The 15,656-nt window shown below is 60.3% G+C and carries 17 protein-coding genes and 1 riboswitch; of the genes, 11 read left to right on the top strand and 6 right to left on the bottom strand.

Features of this window, described 5'->3' with window-relative positions; all coding sequences use genetic code 11:
• The first annotated feature begins 298 nt into the window (after nucleotides 1-298).
• The 3 genes from Q0O19_RS10520 (at nucleotide 299) to nrdR (ending at nucleotide 3,041) form a co-directional block, all read left to right on the top strand.
• Entirely contained in the window at nucleotides 299-1,048 is a 750-nt protein-coding gene (locus Q0O19_RS10520; protein ID WP_295522762.1) for a transglycosylase SLT domain-containing protein, read from the top strand.
• Nucleotides 1,049-1,110: 62 nt separating this feature from the next.
• Nucleotides 1,111-1,282, top strand: a riboswitch (ZMP/ZTP riboswitch).
• 52 nt (nucleotides 1,283-1,334) lie between these two features.
• On the top strand, nucleotides 1,335-2,579 hold the full coding sequence (gene glyA / locus Q0O19_RS10525; RefSeq protein WP_295522764.1) for a serine hydroxymethyltransferase: 1,245 nt from the start codon (nucleotides 1,335-1,337) through the stop codon (nucleotides 2,577-2,579).
• A gap of 12 nt (nucleotides 2,580-2,591) precedes the next feature.
• Entirely contained in the window at nucleotides 2,592-3,041 is a 450-nt protein-coding gene (gene nrdR, locus Q0O19_RS10530) for a transcriptional regulator NrdR (RefSeq protein ID WP_295522766.1), read from the top strand.
• Nucleotides 3,042-3,080: 39 nt separating this feature from the next.
• Here nrdR and Q0O19_RS10535 read toward each other — a convergent pair whose 3' ends face one another.
• Complete coding sequence (locus Q0O19_RS10535) at nucleotides 3,081-3,653, bottom strand: GspH/FimT family protein (RefSeq protein ID WP_295522768.1); 573 nt, start codon at nucleotides 3,651-3,653, stop codon at nucleotides 3,081-3,083.
• A gap of 79 nt (nucleotides 3,654-3,732) precedes the next feature.
• On the opposite strand from Q0O19_RS10535, the gene Q0O19_RS10540 reads away from it, so the two are divergent.
• From Q0O19_RS10540 to Q0O19_RS10565, 6 genes are all read left to right on the top strand, one after another.
• Nucleotides 3,733-4,221 (top strand): type IV pilin protein, encoded by a 489-nt coding sequence (locus tag Q0O19_RS10540; RefSeq protein WP_295522770.1) that lies wholly within the window; start codon nucleotides 3,733-3,735, stop codon nucleotides 4,219-4,221.
• A gap of 79 nt (nucleotides 4,222-4,300) precedes the next feature.
• Entirely contained in the window at nucleotides 4,301-4,888 is a 588-nt protein-coding gene (locus tag Q0O19_RS10545; RefSeq protein WP_295522772.1) for a hypothetical protein, read from the top strand.
• Nucleotides 4,885-6,102, top strand: coding sequence for a hypothetical protein (locus tag Q0O19_RS10550; RefSeq protein WP_295522773.1), 1,218 nt, complete (start codon nucleotides 4,885-4,887; stop codon nucleotides 6,100-6,102). The genes Q0O19_RS10545 and Q0O19_RS10550 overlap by 4 nt, the downstream gene beginning before the upstream one ends.
• Entirely contained in the window at nucleotides 6,099-6,557 is a 459-nt protein-coding gene (locus tag Q0O19_RS10555; protein WP_295522775.1) for a prepilin-type N-terminal cleavage/methylation domain-containing protein, read from the top strand. The genes Q0O19_RS10550 and Q0O19_RS10555 overlap by 4 nt, the downstream gene beginning before the upstream one ends.
• Nucleotides 6,558-6,621: 64 nt before the next feature.
• Nucleotides 6,622-7,761 (top strand): bifunctional diaminohydroxyphosphoribosylaminopyrimidine deaminase/5-amino-6-(5-phosphoribosylamino)uracil reductase RibD, encoded by a 1,140-nt coding sequence (gene ribD / locus Q0O19_RS10560; protein ID WP_295522777.1) that lies wholly within the window; start codon nucleotides 6,622-6,624, stop codon nucleotides 7,759-7,761.
• 85 nt (nucleotides 7,762-7,846) lie between these two features.
• On the top strand, nucleotides 7,847-9,391 hold the full coding sequence (locus tag Q0O19_RS10565) for an AMP-binding protein (RefSeq protein ID WP_295522779.1): 1,545 nt from the start codon (nucleotides 7,847-7,849) through the stop codon (nucleotides 9,389-9,391).
• Here Q0O19_RS10565 and rpiA read toward each other — a convergent pair whose 3' ends face one another.
• Entirely contained in the window at nucleotides 9,392-10,063 is a 672-nt protein-coding gene (gene rpiA / locus Q0O19_RS10570) for a ribose-5-phosphate isomerase RpiA (protein WP_295522781.1), read from the bottom strand.
• A gap of 49 nt (nucleotides 10,064-10,112) precedes the next feature.
• Between rpiA and Q0O19_RS10575 the strand changes: the two genes are divergently transcribed.
• Nucleotides 10,113-11,156, top strand: a complete 1,044-nt coding sequence (locus Q0O19_RS10575; RefSeq protein WP_295522783.1) for a quinone-dependent dihydroorotate dehydrogenase — start codon at nucleotides 10,113-10,115, stop codon at nucleotides 11,154-11,156.
• Between the two features lie 4 nt (nucleotides 11,157-11,160).
• On the opposite strand, the gene Q0O19_RS10580 is transcribed toward Q0O19_RS10575, so the two are convergent.
• From Q0O19_RS10580 to Q0O19_RS10590, 3 genes are all read right to left on the bottom strand, one after another.
• Entirely contained in the window at nucleotides 11,161-11,979 is an 819-nt protein-coding gene (locus Q0O19_RS10580) for a thioesterase family protein (protein ID WP_295522785.1), read from the bottom strand.
• Nucleotides 11,980-12,070: 91 nt separating this feature from the next.
• A complete protein-coding gene (locus Q0O19_RS10585; RefSeq protein WP_295522787.1) occupies nucleotides 12,071-12,574 on the bottom strand; it encodes a hypothetical protein in 504 nt (167 codons plus the stop codon).
• Between the two features lie 156 nt (nucleotides 12,575-12,730).
• On the bottom strand, nucleotides 12,731-13,840 hold the full coding sequence (locus tag Q0O19_RS10590) for an NAD(P)/FAD-dependent oxidoreductase (RefSeq protein ID WP_295522788.1): 1,110 nt from the start codon (nucleotides 13,838-13,840) through the stop codon (nucleotides 12,731-12,733).
• A gap of 114 nt (nucleotides 13,841-13,954) precedes the next feature.
• On the opposite strand from Q0O19_RS10590, the gene Q0O19_RS10595 reads away from it, so the two are divergent.
• The gene (locus Q0O19_RS10595; protein WP_295522790.1) at nucleotides 13,955-14,716 is read left to right on the top strand and encodes an SDR family NAD(P)-dependent oxidoreductase; all 762 of its coding nucleotides are present in this window, start codon (nucleotides 13,955-13,957) and stop codon (nucleotides 14,714-14,716) included.
• A 209-nt stretch (nucleotides 14,717-14,925) separates the two neighbouring features.
• Here Q0O19_RS10595 and Q0O19_RS10600 read toward each other — a convergent pair whose 3' ends face one another.
• The gene (locus Q0O19_RS10600; protein WP_295522792.1) at nucleotides 14,926-15,507 is read right to left on the bottom strand and encodes a Fe-Mn family superoxide dismutase; all 582 of its coding nucleotides are present in this window, start codon (nucleotides 15,505-15,507) and stop codon (nucleotides 14,926-14,928) included.
• Nucleotides 15,508-15,656 lie beyond the last annotated feature (149 nt).

Here is a 15,656-nt window from a genome sequence, read left to right on the forward strand (position 1 = left end):
TCGGTTCATGCCAAATACGGCATCGGGGGTCACCAGTGATCGCTCAGGCAAAGCATGAAGCGGATCACAACAACCACGTATTTTCGCCGGGATTTGACCGGTCATGGTGCGCTGAGCTCAACAGATGGCTATCTCCTGTCATTTCCAGACCACAAGGGCCTGCTCATACCCATCACGTTTATCGACTCGCGGCAATGGCCTTGACTCGGAATGAACTATTTTAAAATCCATTGTCCTTGCGACAATTATCAAAAAAGGGTTGAATAGCCACCCCCACTTTGGGCATGAAAGAAAACCGATGACACTGCCCACGCACACGCCCTATCTGCTTTTAAGTCTCAAGACATTTTCCACCGATGTTCGTGAAGGCTTTGTCGAAATCACCCGACACGGCTTGGCCATCTTTGGTTTGGCGGTGGTGTTGGTCAGCATGACTTTTGTGGCGCGTCCCGACCTCCAGTCCTTCGCCAGCGGGGCTTTGCTAGGCTGGCTAGAGTTTCGCCAATCGGGACACCAAGAGCCCTCGCCCCAGCGCAATGCCGCCAGCCGCACGACGGCCAAGGACACCCAAAGCTTGACCCTCGAGCAGCAGCGGGTCACCCGCTGGCTCAGCCGCAAATACCGGGTGTCGGCAGAACCGCTGGGCGCCATGGTGGCTGAAGCCTGGAACTTGGGGGAGCGCGCCCAAATTCCACCGAGCCTGATTCTGGCCATCATGGCTGTCCAATCCCGGTTTAACCCCTTTGCCTCGGGCAACACAGGCCAAGTCGGCTTGATGCAAATCGAGCTACAAGCCCACATGGACGCACTAACCCAGTTTGGTGGACCCTTGTCGGCTTTTGACCCATTGACCAATGTGCGCGTGGGTGTTCGGCATTTGCAGGGCCTGATTCAACAAACCGACACCCTGGAGGAAGCCCTCACCCTTTACGGACTGTCCTCTGCTTATGTCGACGAAGGACAATTCGTTGACCGGGTCTTGGCAGAACAAGTCCTGATTGAAAAAGTGTTTGAAAATCCTTCGCCCAAAGCTCAAGCGTCACGGTAAGCTTTTGTATTAGCCAATCTGGCGAAACCCCCACATGGGGGCTCTTGCGCCTAGGCTACACTTGAGCGGTGCGCAACTGGCGATAGGAGCCCCTGATCGGTCAATACTTTCAGGATCACTCTGACGTGGAACGCGATGGCTTTGCGGCCATTCCAAACCACTGGGAAGCGCACCACCCTTAATTGGTCAGCAAAACCAGGCACGGGTGATCAGCCGTTCGCCTGGGCAGCCCTTGTCAAAAAACCCTGCGTTTTGGGTCAAGGTCATATCCATCCAAAGGACTGCCATGTACAACCGTCAAATTTTGATTGAACAAACCGACCCCGAGCTGTTCGCCGCCATCCAGGCCGAAAACGCCCGCCAAGAGCATCACATTGAGCTGATCGCCAGCGAAAACTACGCCTCGCCCGCCGTCATGGCCGCCCAAGGCAGCCAACTGACCAACAAATACGCCGAAGGCTACCCCGGCAAACGCTACTACGGCGGTTGCGAGCATGTGGACGTGGCGGAGCAGTTGGCCATTGACCGGATCAAGCAGATTTTCGGTGCGCAAGCGGCCAACGTGCAGCCGCACTGCGGCGCATCGGCCAATGAGGCCGTGTTTCTGGCGTTCTTGAAACCTGGAGACACCATCTTGGGCATGAGCCTGGCCGAAGGCGGGCACTTGACCCACGGCATGCCGCTGAACATCTCCGGCAAATGGTTCAATGCCGTGTCCTACGGTTTGAATGCACATGAAGCCATCGACTACGAGGCCATGGAGGCCAAAGCCCGCGAAACCAAACCCAAACTCATCATCGCGGGGGCTTCTGCCTATTCGCTGCACATCGACTTTGAGCGCTTTGCGAAAATCGCCAAAGAAGTCGGCGCCATCTTTTTGGTCGACATGGCCCACTACGCTGGCCTGATCGCCGCAGGCGTGTACCCCAACCCCGTGCCCCATGCCGACGTGGTGACTTCGACCACCCACAAAAGCTTGCGTGGCCCCCGTGGGGGCATCATCTTGATGAAAGCCGAGCACGAAAAAGCCATCAACAGCGCCATCTTCCCTGGCCTGCAAGGCGGCCCCCTCATGCACGTCATCGCGGCCAAGGCCGTGGCTTTCAAAGAAGCGATGCAACCCGAATTCAAGGCTTACCAAGCCCAAGTGATCAAGAACGCGCAAATCGTGGCCGAAACCTTGACCGAACGTGGCCTGCGGATTGTCAGCGGCGGCACCCAAAGCCACGTCATGCTGGTGGATCTGCGCGCCAAGGGCATCACCGGCAAACTGGCCGAGGCCGCTTTGGGCAACGCCCACATGACGATCAACAAAAATGCCATCCCGAACGACCCTGAAAAACCGTTTGTGACCAGCGGCGTGCGCATCGGCACTCCCGCCATGACCACCCGTGGCTTCAAGGATGAAGAAGCCCGCGCCACCGCCCACCTGATTGCGGATGTGCTGGACAACCCGATGGATGAAGCCAACTTGGCCTCTGTTCGCGCCAAAGTGCACGCGCTGACCAGCCGCTTCCCGGTTTACGGCTGATCGGACGTCACCATGAAATGCCCGTTTTGCGGTCACCTCGAAACCCAAGTGGTCGAGACACGGCTGGCCGAAGACGGGGATTTCATCCGCCGTCGACGCCAATGCGGGGCGTGTGAAAAGCGCTTCACCACCTACGAAAAACCGGAAGTGAGTTTTCCGGCCATTGTCAAAAAAGACGGCAGGCGCATCGAATACCATCGCGACAAATTGCGCGCCAGCCTCAACCTGGCTTTGCGCAAACGCCCCGTCAGCACCGAACAAGTCGATGGGGCGATTGAGCGGATGGAAGAAAAACTGCTCAACCTGGGCGTCCGTGAGGTGGCCTCGCACCGCATTGGCGAATTGGTCATGCGCGAGCTGAAAAAACTCGACAAGGTGGCCTATGTGCGCTTTGCCAGCGTGTACCGCAACTTTGAAGACATCGACGAATTCAAGACCCTGGTGGACGAAGTTCAAAGCTGATCTGAGTTGGACAGCCTGTCTTTGGACAGGACCCAGTGCTCATGGACATGGGGTCGCCGTGTAGCTCTCAAGGCGCGGCTTTCCCAAAGCGTTGCTGACGACCCGCCAGCCCTGTGAGGATGTGTTTTGACAAAACCGCCATGACCCGGCCATGAACGCACCGCTGGTGCTCATGCTGCGGCCCTCCGGCCCATAAGAAAAATAACCCTTCACCGTGCTGGTGACCCCTACCAACACCTTGGCTGGCATGGGCTCGTGTGCCTCAATCAGGCCTTCGCCCTCGTCGTATCGGGCGTTGTGGTTGGCATCCGCAAAAACAAGCCAACCTTTGTCCCACGCCGCGTTGGCGTCGCACACTTGGTCAGCGCGAGGGCAAACGGTGATGGGCTGCTGACGGCGGATGGCCTCCGACCGGGCCAATTGCAAACTGGCCAGCAACCCTTCCGCTTGGGCCTGCAACCGGTGCTTGTCCACCAGATTGGACAAGCTGGGTACAGCCAAGCTGAGCAAAACACCCAAGACGGCCAGCACCACCAAGGCTTCCAGCAAAGTGAAACCCCAAGGCCTGAACCGGGCAATTCTTTGTCGATGGTGGATGGCAGGGCAAGACATGGGGTTTTGGAGCGCTTGTGACACTGTACAAGATGAATACATAAGGCCACAATTCATATCTTGACAGTGGAGGATGCGCATGCAAAAGAGGCTCAAAAAAATCAGCCACACGCAAGGCCCAAACCAAGGGATCAAGTCGCTACGGACGCCAAGCCATGGCTGGACCTTGGCCGAACTGCTGATCACCTTGGGTTTGATGAGTGTTCTGGCTGCATTGGCTTGGCCAACTTACCAACAGCAACAACGTCAGGCCAGGCGCAGCGATGGGCAAGCGGCCTTGCTGCAACTGCAAGTGGACCAAGCGCGATGGCGTGCACAGCAGGACCGTTACACCGAATCGCTCACCGACCTGGGCTGGGCCAGTGACAAGTCACCACAAGGTCACTACCAAATCAGCGTGACCGCAGCCTCGCCGGAGGCCTACACGGCGCAAGCCACAGCCTTGGGCAGTCAAGCGGCGGACCCCGAGTGCAACCCCTTGCACCTGAGCTGGCAAGGCAGCGCCACCGCGGTTTGGGGTGCAGGCGAACACACCAGCAGCGACCCTGCCCGCTGCTGGCGCCGTTGAAAGTCCGTCTCTGATGCTCTGCAAGCCTTTCAGACGTCCACGGTTTGAGCATCCGTCAATCGAGGACGGCGAAACCTTGATGGGGTTGCTGGTCGGCCTGGCTGTGGGTTTGGTGGTTTTGGCAGCGGGCAGCGCATTGCTGGCCAACCAACTGCGCGCCCACCGCATGGCGCTACAAGACAGTCGCCTGCAACACGACCTGCGCTCGGCCATGGACTGGATGGCCCGCGAATTGAGCCAAGCCCACTATGTGGCCAACGCTTGGGAAACGCGTGCTCCCAGCCATTGCGACGACCCATTTTGTGCCGGTCCGGATGACTTCAGCATCAGCGGCAGTCGCATCGCCTTCAGCCTTGACCGCAACCACAACGGCCTGAAAGACAACAACGAATGCTTGGGATTTCGCTTGGTCAAAGGGGCGCTGCAAGCCCGCACCGCTTGCAGTCCAGAGGTCTGGACGGCCCTCACCGACACAGCGAGCTTGCAGTTCACGCAACTCGACTGGCAACTGCAATGCGGCACGGCTCAAGGCTGGTTGCTGCGCCGCATCAACCTGGCCCTGACTGCGCAGTGGCCTGGCGACACCAGCCGCCAAGTCAAGCTCACACGCACGGTGCATTTGCACAACGCCCTTCCAACCAGCCAAACGGCGCTTTTTTGCCCATGAGAACCGGGTCCATCCAAGAACTGCATAAAGGGGCCATCACACTGCTGGTGGCGATCGGCTTGGTCATTCTGGCCAGCTTGACCAGTTTTTACGGTGCCCGCAGCGTGCTGGTGGACCAATTGGCCTCCCTCAACCACGCACACGCTGCTCAAGCCCGGATGGCCGCCGAAGCGGTTTTGGCCCGAGCCCAAGTCGCGCTGACAAGCACAGCATCGGGCCTGGCAGCCGTTTTGATGGGCGGTGCGGACTGCCCTGCTGGCCACTCGGGTCCGCAATGGCAGTGCACCCAGTTGAACGTGCCCCAGCACCCCGCCATGCCACAAGCCCAAACCATCGCCATGGCGGTGCGCGATCTGGTGTTGTCGCCCCATGTGCTGATGCTGCAAACCAGCGCCCGCATCAGTGGACAAAACAGTACAGCCTATGTCCGCGAGAGCGTCTTCATTCCGGCCGTATCGCCTGCACCCGAGGTGTCTGCGCCTGCCGCACTGGTGGTCAATGGCTGCATCACCGAAGCGGCAGGTGCCCGCTTGCGCGTGTGCCCTTTGGTCGCCAACGGCACGGCCTGCGCTGGCAGCGCCATCGGCCCTGCCGTGCAAACGCATTTTGTGACGGACACCGACCGCAATGGCTCCCTTTCTGCGGACGAAAAAAATGCCTGCCTGGCCTTGACGCCTTCGAGCTTGATCGGCGCAGGCAGCTTGCTCGGGCCCACCACCGCCCTGCCCACCGGCCCCTGCAACCGCGCGGCTTGGCGCAGTGTTCTGGGCGAGATCACCGACGCACAACTGCAAGCATGGTCCGATGCACAAGAGCGCAACGGCTTGACCGCACACACCACCCCTGCCCGCACGGTTTACTGGATCGACAGCCCGAGCGAATGGCAGCTGAGCGTGGGCAGCACAGACCTGCCCGTCCTGTTGGCCTTCTCTGCCAAAGCCTGTGCACAAGGCTGCCCCCGCATCCACGCCAGCGCTCGCGTGATCGGCAGCGTGTTGCTGGACTCGGGTTGCAACGACGAAAAAATGCGCGGCTGGCAAGCCGGGACCATCGAAGGCCAATTGGTGGTCGAGTCGGGCTTGCCCGAATGGCAACAGGGCACGGTGCTGGCCCGCCCGGAAGGTCGCAACGCTTACATCTTGAACTGGCCTGCAGGCATTGATGCGACAAGGCTCCAACGCGTCAACGGCAGTTGGAGCGGGGACCCACCATGAAACCACAAACAACTCAACAACAGGGCATGGCCTTGGTCGAAGCCCTGATCGCCTCGGCTATTTTGGGCATCGGGCTGGTGGGTGCAACGCAATTGACTCTCCAGACGTTGAACACGGCCAGTCAGACCCGCCAACACACTGTGGCCCAGCAACTGGCGCACGAGGCCATGGATTGCATGCGAGCCCTGGTCTCAATGCCAGACCCCGCCCATGTCATCACATGCCCTGCTGATGAGACCTTGGTCATTCAAGGTGTGACCTACACGCGGCAAGCACAAAGCACCGCCGCAGGCGCGGCATACTTGTCCGATTTGCATGTGCGCGTGAGTTGGCCAGCACATGGCCAAAAAAGCCCCAACAACGCTCCTGAACAAGGTTCAGGGACTGCAAGTCTGATCGAATGGCACAGCAGCGTTTCGGCTTTACCCTCTTGGCTTGGCGTATCCTTGCCCTGATGCGTTGGGCTCAAAGTCCCCTATCGCGCTTGTTGAAACTTGATCGCTTTTTCTTGTCTTTGCCGTGACCACTTCGATCGCACCCCCTTTCCCCATCACGTTGGCTTTGGATCTGGCCTACCAAGCCCTGTGGCTGACCGCGCCCAACCCGCGTGTGGGCTGTGTCATCACCGCCACCGACGGCTCGGTGCTGGGTCAGGGCCACACACAACGTGTTGGAGGCCCGCACGCCGAAGTGATGGCCTTGCGCGATGCCGCCGTGCGTGGCCACAGTGTGCTTGGGGCCACCGCCTGGGTCACACTGGAGCCTTGCGCTCATGTGGGCCGCACCGGGCCTTGTTGCGATGCACTGGCGGCAGCAGGCATTGGGCGGGTGGTCTCGGCCATGACCGACCCCAACCCCAAAGTGGCCGGTCAGGGCATGGCGCGCTTGGCGGCTGCGGGCGTGCAAACCGAAACACTGCCGCCCACCTCCGACGAAGCCATTCAAGCCCGAGAGCTGAACATCGGATTTTTCAACCGCATGGAACGCGGCCTGCCCTGGGTGCGCATGAAAATGGCCGCATCGCTCGACGGCCAAACCGCCCTGCAAAACGGCCAAAGCCAGTGGATCACCGGCCCAAAGGCCCGCGCCGACGGGCATGCCTGGCGTGCTCGGGCCTGCGCCCTCTTGACGGGCATTGGCACCGTGCTCGAAGACGACCCGCTGCTCAATGTGCGTGGCCTGGATGTGCCACGTCAACCGCATTTGGTGGTGGTCGACAGCCGCCTGGACATGCCCCTGAACGCCCAACTGCTGGGCACCCAAGGCACCGGCGAGCAAGCCCGGCAGATCTGGATTTACACCGCCACCACAGACAACGCTGACAAACGTGCCGCGCTGATCGCCCGAGGTGTCAGCGTGATCGACATGCCCGGGCCTGGGGGCAAGGTCGATCTGGCGGGCATGCTGCGCGATTTGGCCTTGCGCGAGATCAACGAGCTGCATGTGGAAGCTGGACACAAGCTCAACGGCTCCTTCATCCGTGAAGGGCTGGTGGACGAATACCTGGTCTACATCGCGCCCCAACTGCTGGGCCCCGGCCAAGGCATGGCCAAGCTGGCCGCTATGGATGCCCTGAGTGATTCGGTGAAACTGGCCTTTCATGCGGTGGACCGAATCGGCCAGGATTTGCGCTTGCTGCTGCGCCGTCAGCCCGACTGACCATCGCTCAGACCAAGACTTCCGCGAGACAGGCAAGCGGACCTTGTTCGGAACAAAATCAGTTCTCGCAGTGCAGGAGCCCCCATTGAACCTCGCCTATTTGTTGCAACGCCAAGCCCTCAGGGACCCTGAGCGTCCCGCCATCCTGAACGGTGCCCAGACCGTCGCCAACTATGGTCAGTGGGCCCAGCGCTGCCAGCATCTGGCGACCCAGTTTCAAGCCGCTGGTTTGCAACCCGGCGACCGGGTCGCGCTCTTCATGCGCAACCATGTGCGCTACCTCGAGGTGGTGTTTGCAGCTTGGTGGGCGGGGCTGGCGGTGGTGCCCATCAATGCCAAGTTGCACCTGCGCGAAGCCCAATGGATCATCGACAACGCACAGGCCCGCTGGGCCTTCGTCACCGGCGACATCGCCAGCGAAAACAATGAAAGCCTCTCAGGACTTGAGCGCGTCATCGAGGTGGACGGCAGAAAAGCCGATGCGCTGTGGCAATGGCCCGAATCGCCGGTCAACACCCCCATCACCGAACGCAGGGCCGATGACTTGGCATGGCTGTTCTACACCAGCGGCACCACGGGCCGTCCCAAAGGGGTGATGATCACGCACCGCAACCTGCTGACCATGGGCCTGGGCTACTTTTGCGATGTGGACACGGTCTCGGCACAAGACACCATCGCCTACGCTGCGCCCATGTCCCATGGGGCGGGCATTTACGCCATTCCGCACCTCATGGCGGGGGCTCGGCACATGGTGCCGCCTTCGGGCGGCTTGGACCCAACGGAATTGTTTGCCTTGGGTCAGCAAATCGGGCCGCTGTCCATGTTTGCCGCGCCCACCATCGTCAAGCGGCTGGTCGAACATGCTGAGGCTGCGGGGTTTTCAGTTGATGCTTGTGGCCAAACCTTCAAAACCATCGTTTATGGGGGGGCGCCCATGTACGCGGCCGACATCCAGCGGGCCCTGCGCGTCATGGGGCCGCGTTTTGTGCAAATCTTCGGACAAGGCGAAAGTCCGATGGTGGGCACCGTTTTATCGCGCCAGCAGCTGCAAGACACCCAGCACGCGAAATATTCACAACGCCTGGCCTCGGTCGGCCTGGCACAAACGCCGGTGCGCATCCGCGTCACCGACACACAAGGGCATGACCTGCCGCTGGGCGAAGTGGGTGAAGTCGTGATCCAGGGCGACAGCGTCATGGCCGGCTACTGGCGAAACCCTGAGGCCACGACCCAAGCCATTCAGCAGGGCTGGCTATTCACCGGTGACATGGGATGCCTGGACGTGGACGGATTTTTGACCCTGAAAGACCGCAGCAAGGACATGATCATCAGCGGTGGCTCCAACATTTACCCCCGTGAAATCGAAGAAGTGCTGCTGCACGCGCCCGGGGTGGCCGAAGCAGCTGTAGTGGGTGCGCCCGATGCCGAATGGGGCGAAGTGGTGGTGGCTTTTGTGGTGCCACAAACGGGGCAAGAACTCGACACCGCCTTACTGGACAAGCTCTGCCTGGAAGAGATCGCCCGCTTCAAACGGCCCAAACGCTATGAAATTGTGGCCAGCCTGCCCAAGAACAATTACGGCAAAGTGCTCAAGACCGAGCTGCGTCAACGGCTGGCCAGAGCCACCTGATCAGAAGCTCAGTGTCTTCACCCCTGAGGCCGTGCCCAACAAACAAACCTGGGCTTTTTGCAAAGCAAACACCCCCACAGTGACCACGCCGGGCCACTGGCTGACGGTGTTCTCAAAGGCCACCGGGTCGCTGATCTTCAGGCCTTTCACATCCACAATGTGCTGGCCATTGTCGGTGACAAGGGGTTCGCCGTTGTGGAGGCGCACAGCGGCGGTGCCCCCCATGGCCGCAAACTGGCGCATCACCCGCGCTGTGGCCATGGGGATGACTTCCACCGGCAAGGGAAATGCACCCAGTGCATCCACCAGCTTGCTCTCGTCGGCGATGCAAACAAAGCGCTTGGACTGCGCGGCCACGATTTTCTCTCGGGTGAGCGCCGCGCCACCGCCCTTGACCATGTGGCCTTGGTGGTCGATTTCGTCCGCACCGTCGATGTAGACCGACAGGCTCTCGACCTCGTTGCTGTCGAACACCGGAATGCCCAAGGCTTTGAGGCGCAGGGTGGAGGCTTCGGAACTGGACACCGCGCCTTTGATCTGGTCTTTCATGGTGGCCAGCGCGTCGATGAATTTGTTGACGGTGGAGCCGGTGCCCACGCCAACGATCTCGCCGGGAACAACGTATTTCAGGGCGGCATGGCCCACCAGGGCTTTGAGTTCGTCTTGGGTCATGGAAAATTTCGGGTCTGAGACAATAAAGCGATCAACCTGGAATTATCCAATGTCCCTGATCCCTTACTCCCTCGCCCGCTCGTTTTTGTTCAAGATGGACCCCGAAGAGGCCCACGAACTGACCATCGAGGGTCTGGCCAGAACCCAGAACACCCCTTTAGACCACCTCTACCGCCAGCCCTTTGTTGCGCAAGCCATCACGCTCGCGGGCCTGCAGTTCCCCAACCGCGTGGGTCTGGCCGCAGGGCTCGATAAAAACGCCCGCTGCATTGACGGCTTGGGCGCCATGGGTTTTGGTTTTGTCGAAGTCGGCACCGTCACGCCCAAAGCGCAGCCAGGCAACCCCAAGCCCCGCATGTTCCGCTTGCCCGAAGCACAAGCGCTGATCAACCGGCTGGGTTTCAACAACGATGGCCTGGACGCCTTCATCGCCAACGTCAAACGTTCTAAATTCCGTCGGCAAGGACGCCTGCTGGGCCTGAACATCGGCAAAAACGCCGCCACGCCCATGGAAAACGCCACCGACGATTATGTGATCGCGCTGGCCGGCGTCTACCCGCATGCCGACTATGTGACGGTGAACATCTCCAGCCCCAACACCAAGAACCTGCGCGCCCTGCAAAGCGACGAGGCGCTCCACGGCCTGCTGGGCGCCCTGGTGGCGCGGCGCGAAGAGCTGGCGGCTGAACACGGTCGCCGTGTCCCCATGTTCCTCAAAATCGCCCCCGATCTGGACGAGAACCAAGTGGGCGTGATCGCCGCCACTTTGCACAAACACGGCATGGACGGCGTGATCGCCACCAACACCACGCTGGCCCGTGACGCGGTGAGCGGCTTGCCAAACGCCGAAGAAATGGGCGGTCTGTCGGGTGCGCCTGTTTTTGAAGGCAGCAACCGCGTGATCCGCTTGTTGCGAGCCGCATTGGGCAAAGACTTCCCCATCATCGGCGTAGGTGGCATCCTGAGCGGGCACGACGCGATCGCCAAAATCGAAGCTGGCGCCGATGTGGTGCAGATCTACACCGGGCTGATCTACAAAGGCCCGGCGCTGGTGACCGAAGTGGCCAGTGCCTTGCAGCAGATGAAGCGCTGAAAGCTCAATCCTTGAAGTACACCAGCTGGTGCGTGCTCGCCAGCAGTTGGCGGTCTTGGCTCCACAACTCACCGGTCTGGTCGAAGTAGCCGTGGCGGTAATTCAGGGCTTTGGCCACGCCCAGAACATGGTTTGTGCCCACTTGCGTCAGCAAGGCGCTGTCGGCGTGGAAATAGGTGGTGAGGGACACCGTGCCGATCATCGCGCGGCGGCGGCGGCGGACGTAAATGCGCGGGAAAAAGCTGTCGCTGATGGCGGCCAAAGAGGCAAAGTCCAGCGCCCGCTCGGGTTCGTCACGCACCCACAGGGTCGAGCGGGAATGGGCTTGCTCTTGCTCATCAAAGGCCGTCGGAAAAGCGCCTTCGACAAAGCGCATGTCGTAGCGCTGCGGCCAGGCAGGCATGCCTCTCACGGGCATGCGGGGCACTGTCTCGGGCGCAAACACGTTGGCGGGCATCACGGCCTCCACGTTTGACCAAGTTTCGCGGCGCACAGCGAACACCGCCGTGGCGGTGGCCACCACGCCGCTGATGTCATTTGGGGTCTGATGCGCTTCGATGATCCAGTGCTGGGTGGAGCGGTTGGTGCGCACGGGCCGTGCCACAAAGCGAATGGCCCCGTCGGCCACCGGCGCTGCAAAGTTGACCGTCAGGGCCACGGGATCGCCCAGTCTTTGCGTGTGCAGCATGGCGCATTGGAGCAACTGGGCAGCGGTGGTTCCGCCAAAGGGCCCAACCATGTTGGCGTAGGCCGGGTGGGTCGCGCCGGTGAATTCGTGGGTCGCAAAGACCCGCAGGTCAATGGCTTCGTCAAAAGGATGCATGCAAACCATGATAGATGTGCCTTGTCACCCCATGCTGTCTCTCAAGCGATAAACCACCGAGCAGTGCACACCAGGCACTTCCTGGGGGTGTTCAAGCCCCTGGGTTGAGACACTTGGCTCGCCAGCGGATTCGTCGGCAATAGGCCACAAAGCGGCTTGCGCGGCGCTGTAACCACCTGACCCAGAATGGCCCTGCACCGCGCCAACGCCCCACCCTGGAGGGCAAGTGGTGGATCAACCACAACAACACGGTGTAAAGCATGAGTTTGCCGATCAACACCATCGCACCGATCGACTCGGGCGACACGCCACTCAAGGCGAACAGCGCGATGGCGGAACGCGGAGAGTCTGGAAAAATTGAGAAAAACACCATGCTGACCGGCCCCGAGTCTCGCAGCATGGCCAAGACTTGCGGCCCTTGTGAACCCATCAGCTTTTGACTCAGCGATTCGGCAGATGCCGTCAGCGTCCCCATGCCCAAGGCCAATAAAAAAGCACTCCATGCAGAAGCCACTGCAAAGGCCAGCACAATGACTTTGCCCTTTTGCGGCTGAAGAACACACAAGGCCAGCACAAACATTTCTGCGGGCAACATGGGTAAAAAACCATCCATAACCGAAAAAACCGCCAGCCAAAAAATGGTTTTGGGCTCTGTGCCATGGCACAGCAGCAAAGTTTCAACCCGTTGGAAAAAACGTTGAAGCAGTGATGGCGAAAAGGGCATGAGGTGTAAGGGTTGAGCCTGATGGCCTCAGGCCAGCCGAGCACTGACCTCGTCTGCGATTGCCAAAGAACTGGTCAATCCCGGCGACTCAATCCCGAACAGGTTCACCAAACCGGGGATGTCATGCTCGGCTGGGCCTTGGATCATGAAGTCAGCAGCCAATTCATGCGGGGCATTGATCTTGGGTCGCATGCCTGAATAGCCCGGTTGCAGCGCACCCTCTTCCAAAGCAGGCCAGTATTTGCGCACCTCGGCATAAAACGCATCGCCCCGGCGCGGATCGACTTGCAGGTCTGCGGGGTCGTCTACCCATTGCACATCCGGGCCGAACTTGGCTTGCCCCCCCAGGTCGAGTGTGAGGTGCACGCCCAAACCGGCTTTTTCGGGCACGGGGTAAATCAAGTGGGAAAACGGTGCCTTGCCCGCCAGCGTGAAATAGTTGCCTTTGGCGTAATGGGCTTGGGGCAAGCCGCTTTTGTCAAGCCCGTCCATGCGCTCGGCCAGCGCCACGGCGCTCAACCCTGCGGCATTGACCAGCACTTGGCAAGCCAGCTCGGTGCCATCCTGCGTGGTGACGCGTATCGGGTGCGTGGCGGTACCCTTCTTGAGGCCGATGTGCAGCACGGGGGAAACCAGCGCCAGCAAACCCCCTGCGTTTTCCATGTCGCCTTGCAAGGCGAGCATGAGACCGTGGCTGTCCACCACGCCCGTGCTGGGCGACAAAAGCGCCGCTTCGCAAGACAAGGCGGGCTCCAGCGCCTGGGCCTGAACAGCCGTGAGTTTTTGCAGGTCGTTCACGCCATTGGCGGCGGCTTTGGCGACGATGCTGTCCAGGGCCAGAACCTGATCGGGGCTGGTGGCCACGATCAGTTTGCCCAGCCGCTGGTGCGCCACGCCGCGCTCGGTGCAATAGGTGTAGAGCATTTGCTTGCCCTGCACGCACAGCCTCGCCTTGAGAGAGCCCGCCGGGTAATAAATGCCGGCGTGGATGACTTCGCTGTTGCGCGAACTGGTGCCCGTGCCGATGGCGTTTTGCGACTCGAGCACCAGCACCTCGCGCCCTGCCAAAGCCAGCGCCCGCCCGACAGCCAAGCCGACCACGCCGGCACCGATCACCACAGCATCGATTTGTTCCATGGGCCCCATTGTGGCGCAGGCTGGGCACTTCGCCTGTTCGGGTGACGCCCGCAAGACAGACACCTGAATCGCACAAGTGCAGACTGCCCAACTTTCAAACAAGGAGACCGTTTTATGTCACTGTTCAATCTCAAAGGCAAAGTTGCCATCGTCACGGGCTCTAGCCGTGGCATCGGCCGATCGATTGCGCACCAGCTGGCCCAACAAGGCGCCAAAGTCGTGGTGTCCAGCCGCAAGCAAGACGCCTGCGAGGTGGTGGTCAAAGAGATTCAGGCTGCAGGCGGTGAGGCCATAGCGATTGCCGCAAGCATCTCCAGCAAAGAGCAGTTGCAAAACCTGATCGACCAAACCCGCGCGGCCTGGGGGCCGATCGACATCTTGGTGTGCAACGCGGCCACCAATCCCTATTACGGTCCCACCACAGGCATGAGCGACGAGGTGTTTGACAAGGTCATGCGCAACAACGTGCTGTCCAACACCTGGCTGTGCACCATGGTCTACCACGACATGAAGGCCAAAAAAGACGGGGCCATCGTGATCGTGTCGTCCATCGGCGGTCTGCACGGCTCGGCCATCATTGGGGCGTACAACATCTCCAAGGCCGCCGACATGCAGTTGGCGCGCAACCTGGCCGTGGAATGGGGACCGGACAACATCCGCGTGAACTGCATCGCCCCGGGCCTGATCAAGACCGACTTTGCCAAGGCGCTGCACGAGGACCCGGTACTGAGCGCCAAGTACAACAACGAGACCCCCTTGCGCCGCATGGGCGAGCCGGACGACATCGGCGGTGTGGCGGTGTTTTTGGCCAGCCCTGCCGGGCAGTACGTGACGGGGCAGACCATCGTGGCCGATGGCGGGATGATGATTCGCTGACCGTTTTGGGTGCTTTGTTCACCGCTGAGCAGGTGTGGTCTCGAGCTGAAGGTACGGCTGATCATGGGCTGGGGCCGGGCGCCTCATGAGGGAGTACCCAAAATCGGCGCCCGGCCCCAGCCCATGCTCAGCTCAGTGGTTGATCGGAGGAGCATCCGTAAAGCAAAAAGCCCGCAATAGCGGGCTTTTTGACTTGGAGAAAACCTCGATCAGGCGAAGTTTTTCTCAGCGAAAGACCAGTTTACCAGCTTGTCGAGGAAGGTCTCCACGAACTTGGGACGCATGTTGCGGTAGTCGATGTAGTAAGCGTGCTCCCACACATCCACGGTCATCAAAGGGGTATCGCCAGTGGTCAGCGGGGTGCCTGCAGCGCCCATGTTGACGATGTCCACCGATCCATCGGCTTTCTTGACCAGCCATGTCCAGCCAGAGCCGAAGTTGCCCACAGCGCTCTTGACGAAAGCTTCCTTGAAGGCGGCGTAGCTGCCGAACTTGGCGTGGATGGCTGTGGCCAAAGCGCCTGTGGGCTCGCCGCCGCCGTTGGGTTTCATGCAGTTCCAGAAGAAAGTGTGGTTCCAGATCTGGGCCGAGTTGTTGTACACACCGCCGCTGGATTTTTTGATGATGTCTTCGAGGGACATGCTCTCGAATTCAGTGCCTTTTTGCAGGTTGTTCAGGTTCACCACATAAGCGTTGTGGTGCTTGCCGTGGTGAAACTCCAGGGTTTCCTGGCTGTAATGAGGGGCCAAAGCGTCGATCGCGTAAGGCAGTGCGGGCAAAGTGTGTTCCATGAGGGGTCCTTGTGTTGATGCGAATTGAAAAACAACCCACGCATTTTAGGGGCAGCACGATCGCCCCTTGGGTATTCGGGACTCTGGAGAGTATGGAAGCGGTGGTCATCTGAAACACATCGCCTTGGCGGGGTGGGGCCAGGGCGACG

The organism is Limnohabitans sp. Rim8 (assembly GCF_945869175.1).
Classification (GTDB): domain Bacteria; phylum Pseudomonadota; class Gammaproteobacteria; order Burkholderiales; family Burkholderiaceae_C; genus Limnohabitans_A.